Raw genomic sequence first — 21,072 nt, 5'->3', positions numbered from 1 at the left:
GGAGCGCGGCGGGGGAGCCGGGCGCGGGCGGGGGGCGCTCACAGGAGGGGCCCCTCGTCGTGGTGGTCGTCGGCGACGAGCCGGAACCAGTAGAAGCCGTAGCCGCTGAGGGTCAGCAGGTAGGGCAGCTCGCCGATGCGGGGGAACCGGACGCCGCCGAGCATCTCGACGGGCACCATCCCCTCGAAGCGCCGCAGGTCCAGCTCGACCGGCTGCGGGAACCGGGACAGGTTGTTGACGCAGACGATCACGTCGCGGTCGGGGCCGGGGGCGCCGTCCTCGCCGGGGGCCGGGTCGTGCTCGCGGGCGTAGCTGAGCACCGAGGAGTTCGACCCGCCGAGGTCGTGGAAGGAGCCCAGGCCGAACGCCGAGTGCTGGCGCCGGGCGTGGATCATCCGCCGGGTCCAGTGCAGCAGGGACGACGGGTTCTCCAGCTGCGCCTCGACGTTGACGCTCTGGTAGCCGTAGACGGGGTCCTGGATGGCCGGCAGGAACAGCTTGCCGGGGGTGGCGGAGGAGAACCCGGCGTTGCGGTCGGGCGTCCACTGCATCGGGGTGCGGACGCCGTCGCGGTCGCCGAGCCAGATGTTGTCGCCCATGCCGATCTCGTCGCCGTAGTAGAGGACGGGCGAGCCGGGCAGCGAGAGCAGCAGCGCGGTGAACAGCTCGATCTGGTTGACGTCGTTGTCGAGCAGCGGCGCGAGGCGGCGGCGGATGCCGATGTTGGCCTTCATGCGCGGGTCCTTGGCGTACTCGCCCCACATGTAGTCGCGGTCCTCGTCGCTGACCATCTCGAGCGTCAGCTCGTCGTGGTTGCGCAGGAAGATGCCCCACTGGCAGTTGTGGGGGATCGGCGGCGTCTGCTCGAGGATCTCCGAGATCGGGAAGCGCGACTCGCGCCGCACCGCCATGAAGATGCGCGGCATCACCGGGAAGTGGAAGCACATGTGGCACTCGTCGCCACCGCTCTCGAAGTCGCCGAAGTAGTCGACGACGTCGGCCGGCCACTGGTTGGCCTCGGCGAGCAGGATCTTGCCCGGGTAGTGCTCGTCGACGTAGGAGCGCACCTTCTTGAGGAAGTCGTGCGTCTCGGGCAGGTTCTCGCCGTTGGTGCCCTCGCGCACGTAGAGGTAGGGGACGGCGTCCAGCCGGAAGCCGTCGAGGCCCATGTCGAACCAGAACGACAGCGCCTCGATGATCGCGTCGTGGACCTTCGGGTTCTCGTAGTTGAGGTCGGGCTGGTGGCTGAAGAACCGGTGCCAGAAGTACTGCTGGCGCACCGGGTCCCAGGTCCAGTTCGACGGCTCGGTGTCGACGAAGATGATGCGCGCGTCGGCGTACTTCTCGTCGGTGTCGGACCAGACGTAGAAGTCGCCGTAGGGGCCGTCGGGGTCGCTGCGGCTGGCCTGGAACCACGGGTGCTGGTCGCTGGTGTGGTTGGCGACGAAGTCGATGATCACCCGGATGCCGCGGGCGTGCGCCTCGTCGAGGAACTGGTGGAAGTCCTCGACGGTGCCGGCCTCGGGGAGGATGTCGGTGTAGTCGGCGACGTCGTAGCCGCCGTCGCGCAGCGGCGAGGAGAAGAACGGCGGCACCCAGAGGCAGTCGACGCCCAGCCACTGCAGGTAGTCGAGCTTCTCGGTGAGGCCGCGGAAGTCGCCGGTGCCGTCGCCGTTGGAGTCGCGGAAGCTGCGGACCATCACCTCGTAGAAGACGGCCGTCTTGAACCAGTCGGGCTGCTCGCTGATCGCGACGCTGCGCTCGGCCTTCGCGGTCCTCGCGGTGGGCTCGGTCGTGTCGGGGGTCTGCTGGCTCATGCGGGCCTCCGGACGGTCAGCACGTGCGCGGGCTCGTGGAAGGGGTCGAGGCGCACGTAGTCGTGCTCGCCCCAGGTGAACTCGGCCCCGGTGATCTCGTCGTGGACGACGAACTGGTCGCCCCACTCGAGCCCGAGGGCGGGCATGTCGAGGTGGACGGTGGTCTCGCGGGCGGCGTGCGGGTCGAGGTTGACCACGACGAGGACGACGTCGTCCTGGTCCGACGGTCCCTGAGCCTGTCGAAGGGCCGCACGCTTGGAGAAGACGAGGAAGTTCTCGTCGTCGGCGTGGTGGATCGTGATGTTGCGCAGCCGCTGCAGGGCCACGTGCTCGCGGCGCAGGTGGTTGAGCGTGGTGATGTAGGGCGCGAGCGAGCGCCCCTCGGCCTCGGCGGCGTCCCAGTCGCGCACCCGCACCTGGTACTTCTCCGAGTCGAGGTACTCCTCGCTGCCCGGGCGCACGGCCACGTGCTCGTAGAGCTCGTAGCCGGCGTAGACGCCCCAGCTGGGCACGGTCAGCGCGGCCAGCACGGCGCGGATCTTGAAGGCCGCCGGGCCGCCGTACTGCAGGTACTCGTGGAGGATGTCGGGGGTGTTGACGAAGAAGTTCGGCCGCATGGTGTGGTCGGACTCCGAGCTCACCTCGCGCAGGTAGGCCGCGAGCTCCCAGGCCGCGGTGCGCCAGGTGAAGTAGGTGTAGCTCTGGTGGAACCCGACGGCGCCGAGGGCGTGCATCATCGGCGGCTTGGTGAAGGCCTCGGAGAGGAAGACGACGTCGGGGTCGGTGCGCCGCACCTCGCCCAGCAGCCACTGCCAGAAGGCGACCGGCTTGGTGTGGGGGTTGTCGACGCGGAAGACCCGCACGCCGTGGCGCATCCAGTGCTTGACCACGCGCAGCACCTCGCGGCAGATGCCGGCGGGGTCGTTGTCGAAGTTGACCGGGTAGATGTCCTGGTACTTCTTCGGCGGGTTCTCGGCGTAGGCGATGGTGCCGTCGGCGCGGGTGGTGAACCACTCGGGGTGGCTGGTGACCCACGGGTGGTCGGGCGCGGCCTGCAGCGCGAGGTCGAGGGCCACCTCGAGGCCGAGCCCGTTGGCCCGCTCGACGAAGGCGTCGAAGTCCTCGAGCGTGCCGAGGTCGGGGTGGACGGCGTCGTGGCCGCCGTCCTTGCTGCCGATGGCCCACGGCGAGCCGGGGTCGTCGGGGCCGGGGGTGAGGGTGTTGTTCGGGCCCTTGCGGTTCACCTCGCCGATCGGGTGGATCGGAGGCAGGTAGATGACGTCGAAGCCCATCGCGGCGACGGCGTCGAGCCGCTCGGCGGCGGTGCGGAACGTGCCACTGGTGACCGCGCCGGTCTCGGGGTCGACGGTGGCGCCCTCGGAGCGCGGGAAGAACTCGTACCAGCTGCCGAACAGCGCGCGCTCGCGGTCGGCGAAGACCCGGTAGGGGCCCTCGATGGTGAGCAGGTCGCGCAGCGGGTGCGCGGTGAGCACCTCGCCCACCTCGTCGGAGAGCAGCTGCGCGAGCCGGGCCTCGGCGGGCCGCGTGCGGTCGTCGGCCGCCGCGATCGCGCCGTCGAGGACGGCGCGCGCGTCGGCGTCGGTGCCGGTGGCGTCGAGGCCGGCGCGCACCCGCTCGAGCAGCAGCCGGCCCTCGGTGAACATCAGCTCGACGTCGAGGCCGGCCGGCACCTTGATGCCGGCGGCGTGCTTCCAGGTGGCCACGGGGTCGGACCAGGCGTGCACCTCGAAGGTCCAGGCGCCGACGGCGTCGGGGGTGACCCAGGCGCGGTGCCGGTCGACCGGCTCGTCGAGCTTCTCCAGCCTCACCGGCGGGTGTCGCTCGCCCGTGGGCGAGACCAGCACCACCTCGGCGCCGAGCCTGTCGTGTCCCTCGCGGAAGATCGTCGCGGAGACGGGGAAGGGCTCGCCGACGGTCGCCTTGGCGGGCAGCCGCCCGAGGTCCACCACGGGCGTCACATCGACTACGGGGATGCGTCCGACCATGTCCGCCACCCTTGCGGGTCGCGCCAAGGCGATGCAACCTCGCCCTGGGTGAGGCGGACTCAGCGCCGGTCCGGGTGCTGGTCGCCGCCCTGGCTGTCGACGCGCAGGACGACGAGCGCGGTGTCGTCCTCGCGGGGGTCGAGCCCGGCGTCCTGCGCCTCGGACTCGGCGCCGTGCACGATGCGGTCGCACATCTGCTCGAGGTCGTCGGGCGCCTCGGCCAGCACCTCGGCGAGCCGGTCGAGCGCGGTGTCGACGGCCTCGCCGCCGCGCCGCACGATGAGGCCGTCGGTGTAGGCGACCAGGGTCGACCCGTCGGGCACGGTGACGTGGCTGTCGAGGCGCGGCGCGAGGTGGTGCCCGGTGGCGTCGACGCCGAGCATCGAGCGGCGTCCGCGACCCAGCTCGAGGGTCTGCACGGTGCGGTCGGGGTGACGCAGTAGCAGCGGGGGGTGGCCCGCACTCGCCCAGGTCACCTGCCAGACGCCGGAGCGCTCGCCGGGGCCCGAGGTGCGGGCCATCGAGTCGGACTCCGAGCGCCACAGCTGGGCGACGAGGATCGTGGCGAGGGTGTCGACGCGCTGGGCCAGCAGCAGCTGGTCGACGCGCTCGATGATGGCGGCCGGCCGCAGCGACGGGTCGTGCGCGACGGCCGAGATCAGCCCCTTGAGGTGCCCCATGGCGGCCGCGGCGTAGATGTCGTGACCGACGACGTCGCCCACCACGAGCGTGACCGCGCCGTCGGGCAGGGTGAAGACGTCGAAGAAGTCGCCGCCGATCTCGGCGGTGCTGCCGGGCAGGTAGCGCGAGGCCACGGTGATGCCGGGCAGGTCGGTCAGCTGCGGCAGCAGGCTGCGCTGCAGCGTCTCGGCGATGTGGCGCTGCTCCTGGTAGAGCCGGGCGTTCTCGAGCAGCAGGCCGGCCCGTCGTCCGAGGTCGCCGGCCAGGGCCATGTCACTGCTGTCGAAGGCCGGCAGGTCGTCGCCCCGACCCAGCACGAGCAGGTCGCCCACGCCGCCGCCGCGCCGACCCCGGACGCCGACCACGCCGGCCGAGGCCATGCCGAGCTCGGCCAGGCCGTCGGTGATGGCGCCGAGGGAGGCCGGTGCGTCCTCGCCCTGGCGCGGCGCGGGCCCGGTGAGGTCGAGCAGCAGCGAGGCCGAGCCGAGGCCGAAGGCGGCGTCGAGCTCGGCGCCCGACGTGAGCGCCGCGGCGGCGCCGGCGGCCCAGTGCTCGGCGTCGCCCTGCTGGGCGTCGTCGGAGTGGCGCACCACCGCGGAGGTGTGCTCGGCCGCGCGGTCGAGGTGCAGGACGGCGACGAGGTCGGCCCACCCGGGCGTGAGGATCTCGGTGAGCCGGTGCTGCAGCTCGTCGGGGTTCAGCTGGTCGCTCAGCTGGTCGGCGGCGTCGGTGAGCAGCTGCAGCCGGTCCTGGGCCTGCACGGCCTGGTTGCGGGCCTGCTCGGCCGCGTCGAGGGCGTCGTCGCGGGCCCGGTCGGCCTCGATGCGTCCGCTGACGTCGGTCTGCACGCCGACGAAGTGGGTGACCTCGCCGCGACCGTCGAAGATCGGGCTCATCGTGACCTGGTTCCAGAACGCCAGGCCGTCCTTGCGGTAGTTCAGCAGCGTCTCGGTGATGGCCGCGCCGTCGCGCAGCGCCTGCCGCATGCGGGCGGTCGACGCCGGCGCCGAGCCGGGCCCCTGCAGGAAGCGGCAGTTGCGCCCGACGGCCTCGTCGAACGAGTAGCCCGTCGTGGCGGTGAAGGCCGGGTTGACCCACACCAGCTCGAGGTCGTCGCTCGTGGCGTCGGCGACCGTGAACGACAGACCCGTGGCGAGCACGGCGCGCTGGTAGAAGGTGTGGCGCGGGTCGTCGGGGTCCTCGAGCACCGTCGCGTCGATCTCGCGCAGCGCCTCGATGGCGCGCGCCGCCTCGTGCTCGCGGATGGGCAGGAACACCACGAGCGCGTGGTCCTCCAGCGCCGGCGCGCCGGTCATCGGGACGCCGACGACCCACAGCGTCTCGCGGGCCGCGCCCAGCGCACTGCGGCGCTCGGCCGAGACGGCCTGGCCCTCGACCGGTTCGCGGCGGGCGAGCCGCGAGAGCGGGTGCGCGGTGCCCGAGAGGCGCGATCCGTCGAGGTCGTGCAGCACCGCGACGTCCGACCAGGCGTCGACGGCGACCGGCAGCGTCAGCTCGGGCGCGAGCTCGGCGGCCACCTCGTTGGCGTGCAGCACCTGCTGCGAGCCGAGGTCGACGACCAGCACGGCGGCCGGGGCGTCGCCGATGACGTGGGCGAGCTCGGGACGAGACGGGACTGCGTCGGCGGCCGGGTCGACCGGCTCGAAGGGGGTGGTCACCGGACCCTCCGTTTCGTCGCCGGCGCAATGGTGGAAGTCCAGCACGCCGGAGGCCCTCCGCGCAGCACCCCTGGGCGCACCAGTTCAGCCCGGGCGGGTGGTTCCCGGGTGGAAGGCGAAGCGCTCGACGGGCTGCCACGGCCCGCCGACGTAGCGCCACACCGCGAGCGCCTCGGCGCGGGCCGAGGAGGGCGCGAAGGCGGCGCTCAGCCGCGCGGCCGTGGCGGCGGCGTCCTCGGGGGTGGTCTTGTTCTGCACCGTCACGTGCGGCTGCAGCCGGCGACGGTCCTGGGCGGTGAGGTCGGCGCGCCAGGCGCGCTGCAGCTCGCGGTGCAGGCCCACCAGCTGGGACGACGCCACCCGGTAGGCCACGCCGCGGGTGAACCGCACGACACCGGTCACCTCCACGTCGAACGGCGGACGCCGGGCCTGCTCGGCGACGTCGGCGAGCACCTGCGCCGTGCGCTCGCCCGGGACGGCGTGGAACAGGGTCAGGTGCGCCCCGACGGCGGTGCGCCCGGGCGGGAAGAGGGCCCGGCGCTCGGCGTCGAGGCGCGCGGTGGTGGCCGCGTCGAGCACGAGCGTCACCACGAGCGGGTCCACCTCCGCGACGGTAGCGAGGCGGAGGTGGACCCGCGGGTGGTCCCCGAGGCGCCGAGCCCTGTCCGGGGGCCCGGGCTGGTCAGTGGCCGATCAGCGGAACGACCGCTGCGGGCTCTGGATGCCGAACGACGAGCGCCAGCTGCCGATCTCGGAGGAGAAGGCCTGCAGCTCGGCGACGTTGGCGATCGTGCCGCGGTCGGAGCCGGCCTTGCAGTCGGTGACGTTGAGCGGGTCGTCGTCCTGGTCGCCCGCGTAGCCGGCGTAGCCGGTGCACTGGTTCTCGAGCACCGTCAGCCGCAGCGCGGCCGCCTTCGTGGCCGGGATGCGGAAGGCCCGCATGATCAGGTCGGGCGCGACCGGCCGCGGCCGCTTGGCCGGGAAGGCGTTGTCGGGCGAGACGAAGACGCGCTTCCAGGTGGCCTCGGCCGAGCCGCACGCGCTGGTGCAGGCCGAGATGGCGAACTTCCGCAGCGCGGTGAACCGCGAGCCGGCGTCGGCGTTGGTGCCGGTGGCCGGGCGCAGCATGGCGCTCACCGAGACGGTGCGCACGGTGCGGACGCCGCCGGCGAGGTCGACGTCGATGGACGGCTTGACGGCGTCGACGTCACCCTCGGTGGCCACGCCCCAGCCGCCGTTCTCGGTGCCGTCGATGAGCTGCTGCGGGTCGCGGGAGCCGGCGGGGGCCCGCAGCACCTTCGCGCCCGTCTTGGCCCCGGCCAGGTTCTCGGTGGTGCGCACCCGCACCGTCTTGGCCCGCTGGCCGGGCTGGACGACGAGCTGGAAGCGCATGGCGCCGTGGGTGCGGCCGACGTAGAGCATGTCGTAGGTGCCGGGGGTGAACGACGCCGTCGCGCGCCGCTTGGTGCTGCCGAAGGTGTCGGCGACCGGCGTGGCCCGGGCCTCGTAGTCGCCCACGAAGACCTGGCCGGGGGCGGCGGCGAAGGTGACCCGGGTGTTGCGGCCCTGGCCGCCCACCGAGGTGAAGCTGGGCACCGGGTTGGTGTCCTCGCCGTCCTTGACCTTGGCGCCGACGCCCATGCCGCGGCGGGCGAAGGCGTCCCACAGCGTGGTGCGGTTGGCGCCGCCGAAGCGCATGCGGTCGGCGGCGATCATCGCGTCGCGGGCGTCGAGCATGCTCGTGGCGCCCTGCTGGAGCAGGAAGGAGTCGAAGACCAGCTGCACCCAGCGGCGGTTGCCCGGGCACTTGTAGGGCCGCAGCACGCCCTTGATGGCGCTGGCCTGGGCGCACTCGAGCTGCACCTTGCGGTCGCGGTAGGGGTAGCGCTTCTCGTACTTGCGGACGAGCGCCTGGCGCACCTCCCACTGGGTGCCGTTCCAGATCTCGCCGTCGGCGTGCACCTCGGGCCCGGTGGTGTCGAAGCCGTAGTCGGAGTAGTTCAGCGGGTTCTTGTCGATCGCGTAGTCACGGATGGCGGTCTGCAGGTTGCCGGTGGCGTAGGCGCCGATCGCCCACACGTTGCCGCCGTTGCTGTAGCCGTGGCTGAACATGTACTCGCCCGCGACCTGGTCGCTCCACGCCTCGCCCATGGCGCCGCCCTGCTCGCTGGTCAGGCCCTCGTCGGGCCCGCCGACCATGCGGTTGCTGATGGCGTGGGTGTACTCGTGACCGACGATGCCCATGTCGAGGCCGCCGTCGGTGCACGGGGCGTAGAAGGCGCCGGCGATGGGCTGGAACAGGTACTGGTTGGTGATGCCGGGGATGCCGTCCTGCAGCGCGATCTGGTTGGCGTTGTCGCGGCCCAGGCCCGACTGGAGGCCGCCGATGGCACCGGCCTGCGCGTTGCCGATCTCGGGGTCGCCGTCGACGCCGCCGCGGGCGACGTTGTCGAGCTGCAGGTTGTAGCGGCGCTCGGTGAAGCCGAGGTAGTAGGAGTAGTCGTGCATGCGGTTGTGCGAGACGAACAGGTCGCCGACCGCGAAGTTGATGTCGTTGCCGCCCGGCACGAGCTGGGCGGGGTTGCAGCGCTCGTTGTTCCACGCGTCGGTGAACGGCAGCCGGTAGTCGCCGACCGGCGAGATGGGCGCCTGGCCGAGGCCGCCGGGCGTGAGCGGGCTGAGCCACGCCTCACGGGTCAGTGCGTTGTTGCCGGCCGTGGTGTTGGTCGAGACGCCGGTGGCGGGCAGCACGTCCCAGGGCGCGAACGCCGCGACGTTGTTCAGCTGGCCGGTGGGCAGCGTGCAGCCCGAGGCGCGCAGCCAGCAGCCGACCACGGAGTTGGTGGGCGTCTGGGTGGGGGAGTCGAGCGTCGGGTTGGCGGTGAAGAAGCGCCAGCGCGGGTTGTAGGCCTCGGCGCCCGGCACCGTGGTCTCGCTGTCGCTGGTGGTCACCGTCATCACGTAGTCGTACGGCGGCGTGAACGGCACCGTGGGCGCCTCGAAGGGGCACACCTCGGCCTGGTAGGTGCCGGCCGGGATGGTGCCGCCCGGTGCGTAGGTGAGCACCTCGGGGCTGGTGGCCAGGTCCATCGAGGCGATCACCTGGCCCTCGTCGTCGCGCAGGTTGACCGAGATGTCGTTGAGGCTGTTGGCCATCGCGGCGACCACGGTGATCGAGCGGGTGGCGCCGTCGGTGAGCTCGAGCTCGTGGCGCGGGCCGCAGCCGGCGGGCGGGGTGATCGAGCCGGTGAACGGGGTCGTGCCCTCGCTCCGCGGCAGGGTCGTGACCGGGGAGGAGAACGCGTCGCTGTGGTTGAGCACCTTGTTCTGGCGGTGCAGCACGCGGCCGTCGACGGCGTCGACGAGCACGGTGTAGGCGAGCGACTCGCCGCCGGCGACGTCGACCACGTTGGCCTCGATCACCGGCCGCACCGAGCCGTCGGCCAGGGCGAGGGCCCGCAGGCGGGCCTGCTGCTCCTGCGCCAGGTCGGGGGAGGTGAGGCGGGTCCAGCCCTGGCGCACGACCGAGGTCAGGTCGGCGACGGGGACGTCGAGCCCGACGTCGCCCGCGGCGGCGAGCCAGCCGTCGAGCGGGGAGAGGGTGGCCTCCGGCACGCGGCCGCGGCTGCGGGTGATCGACGAGGACGCGTAGACGATCTCGTCGTCGACCACGCCGACGGTCACCGCGCTGCCGATGGCGGGCAGCAGCCCGTCGAAGCGCTGCCGCAGGAAGACCGCGTGGCCCTCGCTGCCGACGAGCGGCTGGTCGATGGCCTGCATGTCGGCCACCTGGTCACGGCTGATGCCGAAGACGCCGGCGTTGTCGGCCACCCAGCGGCGGGCGGCGGCGACCGGGTCCTGGCCCCGGGCGGGGGCGAGGACGCCGTCCGCCGGGAGGATCGAGGACGGCGTGCCGAACCGGTTCCAGCGCAGGTCGACCGCGCCGAGCCGGGACGCCGCCGTGCGCTGCGCCGCGGTGGGCAGCACCCGGCCGCGGACGTCGACGGGGGCGAGGCCGGGCACGGCGTCGCCGATGCCGCGGAAGGTCGTCGAGAGGTCGGGCACCGCCGAGGCCGCCGGGTCGCCGGCGCCCGCAGGAGCGTCGTCGGCGAGGGCGGGCAGCTGGCTCAGGCCGGGCAGCAGCGTGGCGCTGAGCAGAGCGGTCGCGACGGCGAGGGAGCGGCGCCGGCGGATCCGGGAGGAGGTCATGGCCCCCACAACGGCCGGTGCGGCGAGGCGTTACGCACGCCCTCGGCGTGAACCCAGTTGGCCGAATCCTTGGATCGATCCAAGAAACGGCGCTAGCGTCCTCCCGTGCGTGCCATCCGTCGCTTCACCGTCCGTCCCGTGCTGCCCCCGGCGCTGACCGCCCTGGGCGAGCTGGCGCACAACCTGCGCTGGTCGTGGCACCCCGAGACGCAGGACGTCTTCGCCGAGGTCGACCCCGACCTGTGGGTCTCGACCGGTCGCGACCCGGTGCGCCTGCTCGGCGCCGTCGGACGCGAGCGCTTCGACGAGCTCGCCGCCGACGAGGGCTTCCTCGAGCGGCTGCGCGTGGCCCGCGACGACCTCGAGCGCTACCTGACCCACGACCGTTGGTACCAGCGGCAGCAGGCCCGTCAGGGCGACGGCTCCGGCCCGCGCACGGTGGCCTACTTCTCGCCCGAGTTCGGCATCACCGCCGTCCTGCCGCAGTACTCCGGCGGCCTCGGCATCCTCGCCGGCGACCACCTCAAGGCCGCCAGCGACCTCGGCGTCCCGATCGTCGGCGTCGGCCTGCTCTACCGGCACGGCTACTTCAAGCAGTCGCTCTCGCGCGAGGGCTGGCAGCAGGAGACCTACCCCGTGCTCGACCCCGACGAGCTGCCGATCTCGCTGCTGCGCGAGGCCGACGGCTCCCGCGCGACCATCTCGATCCAGCTGCCCGACGGCCCCGACCTCGTCGCCCGCATCTGGGTGGCCAGCGTCGGCCGCGTGCCACTGCTGATGCTCGACACCGACGTCGAGGGCAACCCCGACCACTACGTCGACGTCACCGACCGCCTCTACGGCGGGACGTCGGAGCACCGGCTGCGCCAGGAGCTGCTGCTCGGCGTCGGCGGCGTGCGGGCGCTGCGCGCCTACTGCCGCATCACCGGCGCCCCCGAGCCCGAGGTATTCCACACCAACGAGGGCCACGCCGGCTTCCTCGGCGTCGAGCGCATCCGTGAGCTCACCGTCGCCGACGGCGGCCCCGGCCTCGACTTCGACACCGCGCTCGAGGTCGGCCGCGCCTCCACCGTCTTCACCACCCACACCCCGGTGCCGGCCGGCATCGACCGCTTCCCGCGGTCGCTGGTCGAGCAGTACCTCGCCACCGACGGCGGCGCCACGCCCGGCGTCCCCACCGAGCGGGTGCTCGCGCTCGGCACCGAGGACTACGCCGGTGGCGACACCAGCGTGTTCAACATGGCCGTCATGGGCTTCCGCCTCGCGCAGCGCGCCAACGGCGTCAGCCTGCTGCACGGCGAGGTCAGCCGCGGCATGTTCAACGGCCTGTGGCCGGCCTTCGACGAGGCCGAGGTGCCGATCGGCTCGATCACCAACGGCGTCCACGCCCCCACCTGGGTGGCCCGTGAGGTCTTCGCGCTGGCGGCCTCCCACGGCGCCGACGCCGACGGCGACGACACCGACGGCTTCTGGGCCGCCGTCGACAAGGTGCCCGCGGGCGAGATCTGGTCGGTCAAGCGCACGCTGCGGCAGCGGCTGGTCGACGACGCCCGCCGGCGCCTGGCCCGCTCGTGGACCAAGCGCGGCGCCTCGCGCGCTGAGCTCGCCTGGATCGACGAGGCGCTCGACCCCGACGTGCTGACCATCGGCTTCGCGCGGCGCGTGCCGTCGTACAAGCGGCTGACCCTGATGCTGCGCGACCCCGAGCGGCTGCGCGCCCTGCTGCTGCACCCCGAGCGGCCGGTGCAGCTGATCATCGCCGGCAAGTCGCACCCCGCCGACGAGGGCGGCAAGCGGCTGATACAGGAGATGGTGCGCTTCGCCGACGAGGCCGGCGTGCGCCACCGGATCGTGTTCCTGCCCAACTACGACATCGCGATGGCCCAGCCGCTCTACCCCGGCTGCGACGTCTGGCTCAACAACCCGCTGCGTCCCTACGAGGCGTGCGGCACCTCGGGCATGAAGGCGGCGCTCAACGGCGGCCTCAACCTCTCGATCCTCGACGGCTGGTGGGACGAGTGGTACGACGGCGAGAACGGCTGGGCGATCCCCTCGGCCGACGGTCTCGACGACCCCGACAAGCGTGACGACCTCGAGGCCGCCGCGCTCTACGACCTCATCGAGCGCGAGGTCGCCCCGCGCTTCTACGACGTCGACGCCGACGGCGTCCCGACCCGCTGGGTCGAGATGCTGCGGCACACGCTGAAGTCGCTCGGCCCGAAGGTGCTGGCCACCCGCATGGTGCGCGACTACACGCGCCAGCTCTACACGCCCGCGGCCGGCAACGCCCGCGCGCTGAACTCCGACTACGCCGGTGCGCGCGAGCTCGCGCAGTGGAAGGCGCGGGTCAGGGCCGGCTGGCCGCAGGTGCGCGTCGAGCACGTCGAGAGCGCCGGCGTCGGCGACGCCGCCGAGGTCGGGGTCACCCTGACCGTTCGCGCGTTCGTCGGGCTCGGCCCGCTCTCGCCCGACGACGTCGAGGTGCAGCTGGTGCACGGCCGCGCGCTCGCCGACGACACCCTCACCGACACCACCGCGGTGCCGCTGCGGCTCGGCGAGACCTACGAGGGCGGCCGCTACTGCTTCGACGGCGAGGTCGCGCTCGACCGCAGCGGTCCGTTCGGCTACACCGTGCGCGTCGTCCCGAGCAACGGCCTGCTGACCTCGTTCGCCGAGCTGGGCGTCGTCACCACCGCCTGACCCCCGGCTCGCACCCGGCCCTCGCGGCCCCCGAGACCGGCCGGCACGTCAACGCCGGCCGCCACGCCGCGACCGCCCCACCGTCCGCCCCACCGACCCGCCGCCGTCAGGCGGGGGAGTGGGAACGGTGGTGGGGCGGTCGCGTGCGGTTGCCCCGTCCCCGCTCACCACGGCGACTGCCTCACCCTCCGACCCACTCACCCGCCCGTAGGAGGGCGGGTAGGTGACGACGAGGGTGAGGCAGTCGCGGACGGCATCCGCTCGGGGGAGGTGCGGACGGTGGGGCCGCAGGCGGGCGCCAAGGCGCCGGGTCAGCAGCTCGGGACGCTCAGGTTGGGTCCGCCGGTCACGTAGTGGCAGGTGATGTAGCCCGCGACGGGCGAGGTGATCTTGGCCCAGTTGTGGCTGGTGTTGCCGCCGATGGTGACCGCCTCGCCGACCGCCTGGCACTGCACGTAGACGGTGGTGCCGTTGGCCAGGGTGCCCACCGGCGCGCCGGTGGTGGCCGGGGTGGGCCGCACGTTGAGGTTGCCCACCGTCACCTTCAGCGGCGTGCCCGCCGGAGGGTTCGGGTTGCCGCCGCCCATCGCCGCGGCCACGTCGGCGCGCATCGAGTCGAGGTCGATGAACGACGGGTCGATCTTGCCGGTGGTGCTGGTCTCGCGGTGGCCGCGGGCGTACGACGCGTCGCGGCCGAGCTGGTTCAGCACCGCCGCGGTGGCGGTGACCGAGGCGTCGTACTGCGCCTGGGTCATCTCCTGCACTTGACCGCCCCCGCCGTCGCCGGCGTAGTCGATCTCCCAGCCGACCAGCATCGTGTTGCCCGACCCCGCCGGGATGGGCCCGCTGGCCCGGGCGTTGCCCGCGTGGTTGGCGCGGTTGGCCGAGATCAGGTGGAAGACGCCGAAGTAGTCGACCAGCGCGTGGCACAGCGGTCCCGGCAGGTCGGAGCGGCCGTTGATGCACACGTTGAGCGCGGGCGCGGGGTTCGCCGAGCTCGACGGCGCGGCCGTGTGGTGCCACAGCACGCCGATCGGCTCGAACGTCGAGCCGGCGCTGCGGTTGAGCCAGTCACCCTCCTCGACCACCGAGAGGCCGGCACCGCGCAGGACGTCACCGAGCCACGAGATCCGCACGGGTCACCTCCCCGGTCTCGACGAGGTCGGCCATGCACTCGTAGTCGAAGTCGTCGGCGGCGGCCGCGGGGGCGGCCGTGCCCGTTGCGGTGCCGGCGACGGTGAGCACGGCCGGCGCGGCGGCGAGGGCGCCGAGCCCGGCGAGCACCCGGCGGCGGCCCGGGGAGAAGGTGGCGGGAGGCATGCTCCATGCGACCACGACCACCCTGCGGGGTGCGTCGGGGAGAACCCTTGCGTCGGGGCCCTTCGACAGGCTCAGGGTCCGTGTGGTCGCGTCGTCCATCGCCCGGCCGTCTCGACCACCGTGGGTTCGCTCTGACGATGGTCGAGGTGCGAGGCCGGCCACGGCCGAGCCTCGAGACCCGGCGCGCGGACGACGGTCGGTCAGGTCTCGCGGAGCACGACGACGGCCGGGCCGCCCAGCGTGAGCACCTCGCCGTCCGCGACGGGCGACCCGGCGACCACGCCGGGCTCGGTGGAGAGCACGACCTCGCTCGGGCGGCCCCACGGGTCGGGCGGCAGGACGACGTCGACCGGCCCGGAGCCGGCGTGGAACCACATCAGGAACGAGGCGTCGGCGAGCTGCTCGCCGTGCCGGCCGGGGGAGCGCAGCGGGGTGCCGAGCACGAACATGCCCAGCGTGGCGAGGCCGGCGTCGTGCCAGTCGGCGGCGGTCATCTCGCGCCCGGCCGGGTGCAGCCAGGCGACGTCCTTGGGTCCGCCGACGATGGTCGGCTGCCCCTCGAACCACCGTCGCTGCCGCAGGGCGGGGTGGCTGCGCCGCAGCCGCAGCGCCGCCTTCGTCGTCTCGTAGACGTCGAGCCACGCGTCGTCGCCGCGCCAGTCGATCCACGAGATCTCGTTGTCCTGGCAGTAGGCGTTGTTGTTGCCGCGCTGGGTGCGCCCGCGCTCGTCGCCGGCGACCATCATCGGGACGCCGTTGGCCAGGCACAGCGTGGCCATCAGGTTGGCCGCGGTGCGCCGGCGCCGCGCCACGACCTCCGCGTCGTCGGTCTCGCCCTCCACGCCGTGGTTCTCGGAGCGGTTGCCGTCGGTGCCGTCGCGGCCGTCCTCGCCGTTGGCGGCGTTGTGCTTGGTGGCGTAGCTGACGAGGTCGCGCACGGTGAAGCCGTCGTGGGCGCTGACCAGGTTGACCGAGGCGTACGGCGAGCGCCCGTCGTCGGCGTACAGGTCGGCCGAGCCGGCCAGCCGCGTCGCGACGTCGCGGACGCCGGCGCTCTGCCCGCGCCAGAAGTCGCGGATGGTGTCGCGGAACTGGTCGTTCCACTCCACCCACGGCGGCGGGCACTGGCCGACGAGGTAGCCGTCCATCGTGGCGTCCCACGGCTCGGCGATGAGCTTCACGCCGCGCAGCACGGGGTCCTGGCCGATGGCGGTCATGAACCGCGAGCGCATGTCGACCTCGCGCTCGGTGCGGGCGAGCGCCGAGAGCAGGTCGAAGCGGAACCCGTCGACGTGCATCTCGGTGACCCAGTAGCGCAGCGAGTCGAGGATCAGCCGCAGCGCGGCGGGGTCGTCGGTGTCGACGGTGTTGCCGCAGCCGGTGGCGTCCCAGTAGGTGTCGCTCCACCCGGGCGCGCCCGGCGTCGCCGCGCCGGTGCGGGTGTAGGCGGCGGCGTCGTCCAGGCCGCGCAGGCTGAGCGTGGGGCCGTCGGAGCCGGCCTCGGCGGTGTGGTTGTAGACGACGTCGAGGAAGACCTCGATGTCGGCGTCGTGGAAGGCGCGCACCATCGTCTTGAACTCGGCGACCTGCTGGCCGCGGTCGCCCGCGGCGCTGTAGGCGCCGTGCGGGGCCAGGAAGCCGAGGCTGTTGTAGCCCCAGTAGTTGGTGAGCCCGCGGCCGGTGACGGCGGGCTCGGAGGCGAACTGGTGCACGGGCAGCAGCTCGACGGCCGTGACGCCGAGGTCGCGCAGGTAGTCGGTCACCGCCGGCGTGCCGAGCCCGGCGTAGGTGCCGCGCAGGTGCTCGGGCACCCGGTCGTGCAGCTGCGTGGTGCCCTTGACGTGCAGCTCGTAGATCACGGTGTCGCGCCAGCGCCGCCGCTCGGGCCGCTGCCCGCCCCAGTCGAAGTCGTCGGGGGCGACCACGACCGAGCGCGGCACGTAGGGCGCCGAGTCGAGCTCGCTGCGCCGCGTCGCGTCGTCGACGTCGAAGCCGTAGATCGCCCGGTGCGGGGTCAGCCCGCCGCTGACGGCGCGGGCGTAGGGGTCGACCAGCAGCTTGTGCGGGTTGAACCGGGCGCCCTGGGCCGGGTCCCACGGGCCGTCGACCCGGAAGCCGTAGCGGGTGCCGGGCTCGACCCCGGGCAGCGCGCCGTGCCAGGTGCCGAGCGTGCGCTCGGTCAGCTGGTGCCTGGTCTCGGTGCCGGCCTCGTCGAACAGGCACACCCACGCGGCGGTGGCCCGTGGGGCGTGGACGGCGAAGTTGGTCGCCTCCGGCCTCCAGGTGGCGCCACGCGGCTCGAAGCGTCCCGGCCACACCGCCGCACGCTCGCCGAGCTCACGCCACACGCCCAGGGCCACGCCGGGAATGATAGGGAGGGGCCGTCACCCGACCGGGCGACGACACGGTCGCGCGAGACGCGCGGGACGAGGCGGAGGAGCGATGGCGGAGTTCGTGCGGCTCGAGGTGGCCGACGGCGTGGGGACGATCCGGCTCGACCGGCCCAAGATGAACGCGATCAGCGTGCAGGTGCAGGGCGAGCTGCGCGAGGCGGCCGCCGAGGCCAGCGAGCGCGACGACGTCCGCGCCGTGGTGCTGTGGGGCGGCGAGCGGGTCTTCGCGGCCGGCAACGACGTCAAGGAGATGGCCGACCTCTCCTACACCGACATGGTGCGCATCTCGAGCTCGGTGCAGTCGGCGGTCACGGCGGTGGCCCGCATCCCCAAGCCGGTGGTGGCGGCCGTGGCCGGCTACGCGCTCGGCGGCGGCTGCGAGCTGGCGCTGGCGGCCGACGTCCGCTTCGCCGCGGACGACGCCACGCTCGGCCAGCCCGAGGTGCTCCTCGGCATCATCCCCGGCGCCGGCGGCACCCAGCGGCTCTCGCGGCTGGTCGGCCCCAGCAAGGCCAAGGACATCATCTTCACCGGCCGGTTCGTGAAGGCCGACGAGGCGCTCGCCATCGGCCTGGTCGACCGCGTCGTCCCGGCCGCCGAGCTGTACGACGCCGCCGTCGCCTGGGCCGCCCGGTTCGCCACCGCCGCGCCCTGGGCGCTGCGCGCGGCGAAGGAGAGCATCGACCGCGGGCTCGAGGTCGACCTCGACACCGGCCTCGAGATCGAGCGCCAGCAGTTCGCGGCCCTGTTCGCCACAGACGACCGGACCGTCGGTATGCGATCCTTCATCGACAACGGGCCGGGCAAGGCCGAGTTCAAGGGGCGATGATGGCGGAGAAGTCCACCGACGAGCCGGGCACGAAGCCGGCCGGCGACACGACGAGCGCGGGCGAGACCACGTCCACCGGCACGTCGTCCGGCACGTCCGGCACGTCCGGCAAGACCACGACGACCAAGAAGGCGGACGGTGAGACGACCGGTGCGTCCGGCAGCACGAAGACGACCGAGGTGCACACCGAGAAGCGCGCGAAGCGGTCGCCGGTGAAGGTCGACCTCAAGAAGATCCGCACCGCGATCGCGCGGCTGCTCTGGACCGTCTGCCTGGTCTTCGCCTTCGTGCTGGCGGCCTCGGTGCTGCTCATCGCCATCGACGCGAACCGGCAGAACGAGCTGGTCGACTTCCTGTTCAAGTTCGCCGACCGGGTCGACCTGGGCTTCTTCGACCTCACCAGCCCCATCAAGGACTTCGACTCCAAGAAGGGTCAGTACCAGGACACCAAGACGGCGCTGTTCAACTACGGCATCGCCGCGGTCGTCTGGCTGGTCATCGGTCGCATCGTCGACCGCGTCGTGCGCCCCTGACGTCCTGAGGCCCCGGGTGGGGGGCGCGCCGGGCACGTGGCGTAACCCTCACCACACGGGCGTACCGGGCGTGGGTACGCACCGGTAACCTGGCGGCGAGCCGCGCTCCACGGCGTGGCCGTCGAGTCAGTCCGGGCCGGTCTGCGGCCCGACCGAGTCCATCAGGAGGGGCCCGAGCGGGCCGTACCACCACATGACCAAGCTGAACATCCTCGTCTGTGTCAAGCACGTCCCCGACGCCACCGCCGACCGGCGCTTCGAGGAGGACAACACCGTCGACCGCGTCGGCGTCGACGGCCTCCTCTCCGAGCTCGACGAGTACGCCGTCGAGCAGGCGCTGCAGCTGAAGGAGAAGGCCGACGCGCCCGACGACGTCACCGTCATCGCGCTCACCGTCGGCCCCGACAAGGCGGTCGACGCCGTCCGCAAGGCGCTGCAGATGGGCGCCGACCAGGGCGTCCACGTCACCGACGACGCCATCGCCGGCTCCGACTACCTCGGCACCTCGCTGGTGCTGGCCAAGGCGGTCGAGAAGGTCGGCGAGTCGCTCGGCGACGGCCGCGTCGACCTCGTGATGTGCGGGATGGCGTCCACCGACGCCGCCGGCAGCGTCGTCCCGGCCATGCTGGCCGAGCGTCTCGACCTGCCGCAGGTCACGCTCGCCTCGGTCATCGAGACCCAGGGCGACCAGGTGCGCATCAAGCGCGACGGCGACACCGCCACCGAGGTCATCGGCGCCACCATGCCACTGGTCATGTCGGTCACCGACCAGTCCGGCGAGGCGCGCTACCCCTCCTTCAAGGGGATCATGGCGGCGAAGAAGAAGCCGCTCGAGACCTACTCGCTGGCCGACCTCGGCCTCGGTGCCGACGACGTCGGCCTCTCGGTCGCCTACAGCGAGGTCACCGAGACCACCGAGCGGCCGCCGCGCACCGCGGGCGAGATCGTCAAGGACGAGGACGGCTCCGGCGCCACCGCGCTGACCGAGTTCCTCGCGTCCAAGAAGTTCATCTGAGAAGGCGAGGAGCAACAGTCATGTCCGAGGTCCTGGTCCTCGTCGACCACGTCGACGGTGCCGTCAGCAAGCCCACCCTCGAGCTGCTCACCCTGGCCAAGAAGCTGGGTGAGCCGTCCGCGGTCTACATCGGTCCGGCCGACAAGGCCGGCGACGCCGCCGAGCGCGTCAAGGCGTTCGGGGCCGAGAAGGTCTACGTCGTCGACGACGCCGCCACCAAGGGCTACCTGGTGGCCCCCAAGGTCGAGACCCTGCAGCAGATCGCCGAGCAGGCCGGCGGTGCCGACAGCCTCGGCGGCGTCCTGGTCGTCTCGAACTTCGAGGGCAAGGAGATCGCCGCCCGCCTCGCCGTCCGGCTCGGCTCCGGCCTGATCACCGACGCCGTCGACGTCGCCGACGACGGCACCACCACCCAGAGCGTCTTCGCCGGCAACTACACGGTCGCGGCGAAGGTCACCCACGGCACGCCGATCATCACGGTCAAGCCCAACTCGGCCAACCCCACCGAGGGGGCCGGCGCCGGCACGGTCGAGCAGTTCACGCCGACCATCTCCGAGCGGGCGAAGGCCGCGCAGATCGTGGCCTCGCAGCCGCGCAAGTCGACCGGTCGCCCCGAGCTCACCGAGGCCGCCATCGTGGTCGCCGGTGGCCGCGGCACCGGCGGCGACTTCGCGCCGGTCGAGGGCTTCGCCGACGCGCTCGGCGCCGCGGTCGGCGCCTCGCGGGCCGCCGTCGACTCCGGCTGGGTGCCCCACAGCTACCAGATCGGGCAGACCGGCAAGACCGTCTCGCCGCAGCTCTACGTGGCCAACGGCATCTCGGGCGCCATCCAGCACCGCGCCGGCATGCAGACCTCGAAGACCATCGTCGCGGTGAACAAGGACGAGGAGGCGCCGATCTTCGAGCTCGTCGACTTCGGCGTCGTGGGCGACCTGTCCACGGTCCTCCCGGCCGCCACCGAGCAGGTCGCGCAGCGCAAGGGCTGACCGCTCCACCCGCACCAGCTCACGAGGGCCGGTCGACCGTCGAGGTCGGCCGGCCCTCGCGCTGTCCCCGTGCCGGGACAGATCGTTACCCCATCGACGTCGGGGGCGGCGTCCCACGTTGACCGGGCAACGATCTATCCGGAGCTCAGGCGCGGTGGATGGCGAACGCCGCGATGAAGCCGAGGGTGGCGATCAGGCCGGTGCCGAGGTGGGCGGTCTCGAAGGCCTCCGGGACCATCGTGTCGGTCACCATCGCGAGGATGGCGCCCGCCGCGATCGCGGTGATGACGGCGATCGTGGCGCCCGAGGCGTCCTGCAGCAGCAGGCACCCGAGCAGCCCGGCGAGGCCGCTGGCCACCGCGATGCCACCCCAGACGCCGAAGACGTAGCGGGCGCTGCGTCCGCTGGTGCGCATCCCGGCCGTGCTCGACAGCCCCTCCGGCAGGTTCGAGATCGCGATGGCGGCCAGCACCGGCACCCCGACCCCACTGCCGCCGAGCAGCGACAGGCCGAGCACGACCGACTCCGGGACGCCGTCCAGCAGCGCCCCGACGGCGATCGCGGTGCCGCTGCCCGACTGCTCGTCCTCGCTGGGCTGCTCGTCGCCGGCCCGCTTGCGGTGCCGGGCCCCGCGCCGGGCGAGCGCGACGTTGGCCCCGACGTACGCCGTCGCACCCGCCACCAGGCCGATCGCCGTCGCGGCCAGCCCACCGCCCTCCTCGGCCTCGGCGACCAGGTCGAAGGCGAGCGCCGAGATCAGCACCCCGGCGCCGAAGGCCATCACGCCGGCCACCACCGGCCGCGGCACCCGCACGAACCAGGCGACGGCGGCGCCCACCACGAGCGCGCCGCCCGCGATCAATCCCCAGAACCCCGCCTCGAGCCACACCGGCATGCCCCCATC

At 73.1% G+C, this 21,072-nt stretch carries 14 protein-coding genes; 5 read left to right on the top strand and 9 right to left on the bottom strand.

Annotation, left to right across the window (positions count from 1 at the left end; genetic code table 11):
• Positions 1-38 precede the first annotated feature (38 nt).
• From treS to ABEA04_RS13470, 5 genes are all read right to left on the bottom strand, one after another.
• Positions 39-1,817, bottom strand: coding sequence for a maltose alpha-D-glucosyltransferase (gene treS, locus ABEA04_RS13490; RefSeq protein ID WP_345459256.1), 1,779 nt, complete (start codon positions 1,815-1,817; stop codon positions 39-41).
• Positions 1,814-3,823 (bottom strand): alpha-1,4-glucan--maltose-1-phosphate maltosyltransferase, encoded by a 2,010-nt coding sequence (locus ABEA04_RS13485; RefSeq protein ID WP_345459253.1) that lies wholly within the window; start codon positions 3,821-3,823, stop codon positions 1,814-1,816. Before ABEA04_RS13485 ends, treS begins: the two co-directional genes overlap by 4 nt.
• Before the next feature lie 59 nt (positions 3,824-3,882).
• The gene (locus ABEA04_RS13480; protein WP_345459250.1) at positions 3,883-6,183 is read right to left on the bottom strand and encodes a SpoIIE family protein phosphatase; all 2,301 of its coding nucleotides are present in this window, start codon (positions 6,181-6,183) and stop codon (positions 3,883-3,885) included.
• 84 nt (positions 6,184-6,267) lie between these two features.
• Positions 6,268-6,786 (bottom strand): 2'-5' RNA ligase family protein, encoded by a 519-nt coding sequence (locus tag ABEA04_RS13475; protein ID WP_345459247.1) that lies wholly within the window; start codon positions 6,784-6,786, stop codon positions 6,268-6,270.
• A gap of 90 nt (positions 6,787-6,876) precedes the next feature.
• Positions 6,877-10,392, bottom strand: a complete 3,516-nt coding sequence (locus tag ABEA04_RS13470) for a M36 family metallopeptidase (RefSeq protein ID WP_345459244.1) — start codon at positions 10,390-10,392, stop codon at positions 6,877-6,879.
• 105 nt (positions 10,393-10,497) lie between these two features.
• On the opposite strand from ABEA04_RS13470, the gene glgP reads away from it, so the two are divergent.
• On the top strand, positions 10,498-13,092 hold the full coding sequence (gene glgP / locus ABEA04_RS13465) for an alpha-glucan family phosphorylase (RefSeq protein ID WP_345459241.1): 2,595 nt from the start codon (positions 10,498-10,500) through the stop codon (positions 13,090-13,092).
• 311 nt (positions 13,093-13,403) lie between these two features.
• Here glgP and ABEA04_RS13460 read toward each other — a convergent pair whose 3' ends face one another.
• The 3 genes from ABEA04_RS13460 to glgX form a co-directional block, all read right to left on the bottom strand.
• Entirely contained in the window at positions 13,404-14,228 is an 825-nt protein-coding gene (locus tag ABEA04_RS13460) for an N-acetylmuramoyl-L-alanine amidase (RefSeq protein WP_345459238.1), read from the bottom strand.
• On the bottom strand, positions 14,206-14,412 hold the full coding sequence (locus tag ABEA04_RS13455) for a hypothetical protein (RefSeq protein WP_345459235.1): 207 nt from the start codon (positions 14,410-14,412) through the stop codon (positions 14,206-14,208). Before ABEA04_RS13455 ends, ABEA04_RS13460 begins: the two co-directional genes overlap by 23 nt.
• A 200-nt stretch (positions 14,413-14,612) precedes the next feature.
• Positions 14,613-16,772: a glycogen debranching protein GlgX gene (gene glgX, locus ABEA04_RS13450; protein WP_345459232.1), complete on the bottom strand. Its 2,160-nt coding sequence runs from the start codon at positions 16,770-16,772 to the stop codon at positions 14,613-14,615.
• An 82-nt stretch (positions 16,773-16,854) separates the two neighbouring features.
• Between glgX and ABEA04_RS13445 the strand changes: the two genes are divergently transcribed.
• The 4 genes from ABEA04_RS13445 (at position 16,855) to ABEA04_RS13430 (ending at position 20,168) form a co-directional block, all read left to right on the top strand.
• Complete coding sequence (locus ABEA04_RS13445) at positions 16,855-17,634, top strand: enoyl-CoA hydratase/isomerase family protein (protein WP_345459229.1); 780 nt, start codon at positions 16,855-16,857, stop codon at positions 17,632-17,634.
• Positions 17,634-18,167 carry a hypothetical protein gene (locus tag ABEA04_RS13440; RefSeq protein WP_345459227.1) on the top strand — a complete coding sequence of 178 codons (534 nt, stop codon included), beginning with the start codon at positions 17,634-17,636 and terminating at the stop codon, positions 18,165-18,167. The genes ABEA04_RS13445 and ABEA04_RS13440 overlap by 1 nt, the downstream gene beginning before the upstream one ends.
• A 193-nt stretch (positions 18,168-18,360) precedes the next feature.
• A complete protein-coding gene (locus tag ABEA04_RS13435; RefSeq protein ID WP_345459224.1) occupies positions 18,361-19,182 on the top strand; it encodes an electron transfer flavoprotein subunit beta/FixA family protein in 822 nt (273 codons plus the stop codon).
• Positions 19,183-19,202: 20 nt separating this feature from the next.
• The gene (locus ABEA04_RS13430; protein WP_345459221.1) at positions 19,203-20,168 is read left to right on the top strand and encodes an electron transfer flavoprotein subunit alpha/FixB family protein; all 966 of its coding nucleotides are present in this window, start codon (positions 19,203-19,205) and stop codon (positions 20,166-20,168) included.
• Positions 20,169-20,313: 145 nt separating this feature from the next.
• Here the strand turns inward: ABEA04_RS13430 and ABEA04_RS13425 are convergent, their stop codons facing one another.
• The gene (locus ABEA04_RS13425; protein ID WP_345459218.1) at positions 20,314-21,063 is read right to left on the bottom strand and encodes a ZIP family metal transporter; all 750 of its coding nucleotides are present in this window, start codon (positions 21,061-21,063) and stop codon (positions 20,314-20,316) included.
• Positions 21,064-21,072: the final 9 nt, after the last annotated feature.

Source organism: Nocardioides marinquilinus, from assembly GCF_039543705.1.
GTDB classification, from domain to species: Bacteria; Actinomycetota; Actinomycetes; order Propionibacteriales; family Nocardioidaceae; genus Nocardioides; species Nocardioides marinquilinus.
This window is presented reverse-complemented; position numbering and strand designations above follow the sequence as displayed.

Bases quoted from the DNA above. Each gene is read 5' to 3' on its own strand.
- ABEA04_RS13470 (WP_345459244.1), bottom strand. From the start codon at position 10,392: ATGACCTCCTCCCGGATCCGCCGGCGCCGCTCCCTCGCCGTCGCGACC.
- ABEA04_RS13430 (WP_345459221.1), top strand. From the start codon at position 19,203: ATGTCCGAGGTCCTGGTCCTCGTCGACCACGTCGACGGTGCCGTCAGC.
- ABEA04_RS13445 (WP_345459229.1), top strand. From the start codon at position 16,855: ATGGCGGAGTTCGTGCGGCTCGAGGTGGCCGACGGCGTGGGGACGATC.
- treS (WP_345459256.1), bottom strand. From the start codon at position 1,817: ATGAGCCAGCAGACCCCCGACACGACCGAGCCCACCGCGAGGACCGCG.
- ABEA04_RS13485 (WP_345459253.1), bottom strand. From the start codon at position 3,823: ATGGTCGGACGCATCCCCGTAGTCGATGTGACGCCCGTGGTGGACCTC.
- ABEA04_RS13435 (WP_345459224.1), top strand. From the start codon at position 18,361: ATGACCAAGCTGAACATCCTCGTCTGTGTCAAGCACGTCCCCGACGCC.
- ABEA04_RS13440 (WP_345459227.1), top strand. From the start codon at position 17,634: ATGGCGGAGAAGTCCACCGACGAGCCGGGCACGAAGCCGGCCGGCGAC.
- ABEA04_RS13425 (WP_345459218.1), bottom strand. From the start codon at position 21,063: ATGCCGGTGTGGCTCGAGGCGGGGTTCTGGGGATTGATCGCGGGCGGC.
- ABEA04_RS13455 (WP_345459235.1), bottom strand. From the start codon at position 14,412: ATGCCTCCCGCCACCTTCTCCCCGGGCCGCCGCCGGGTGCTCGCCGGG.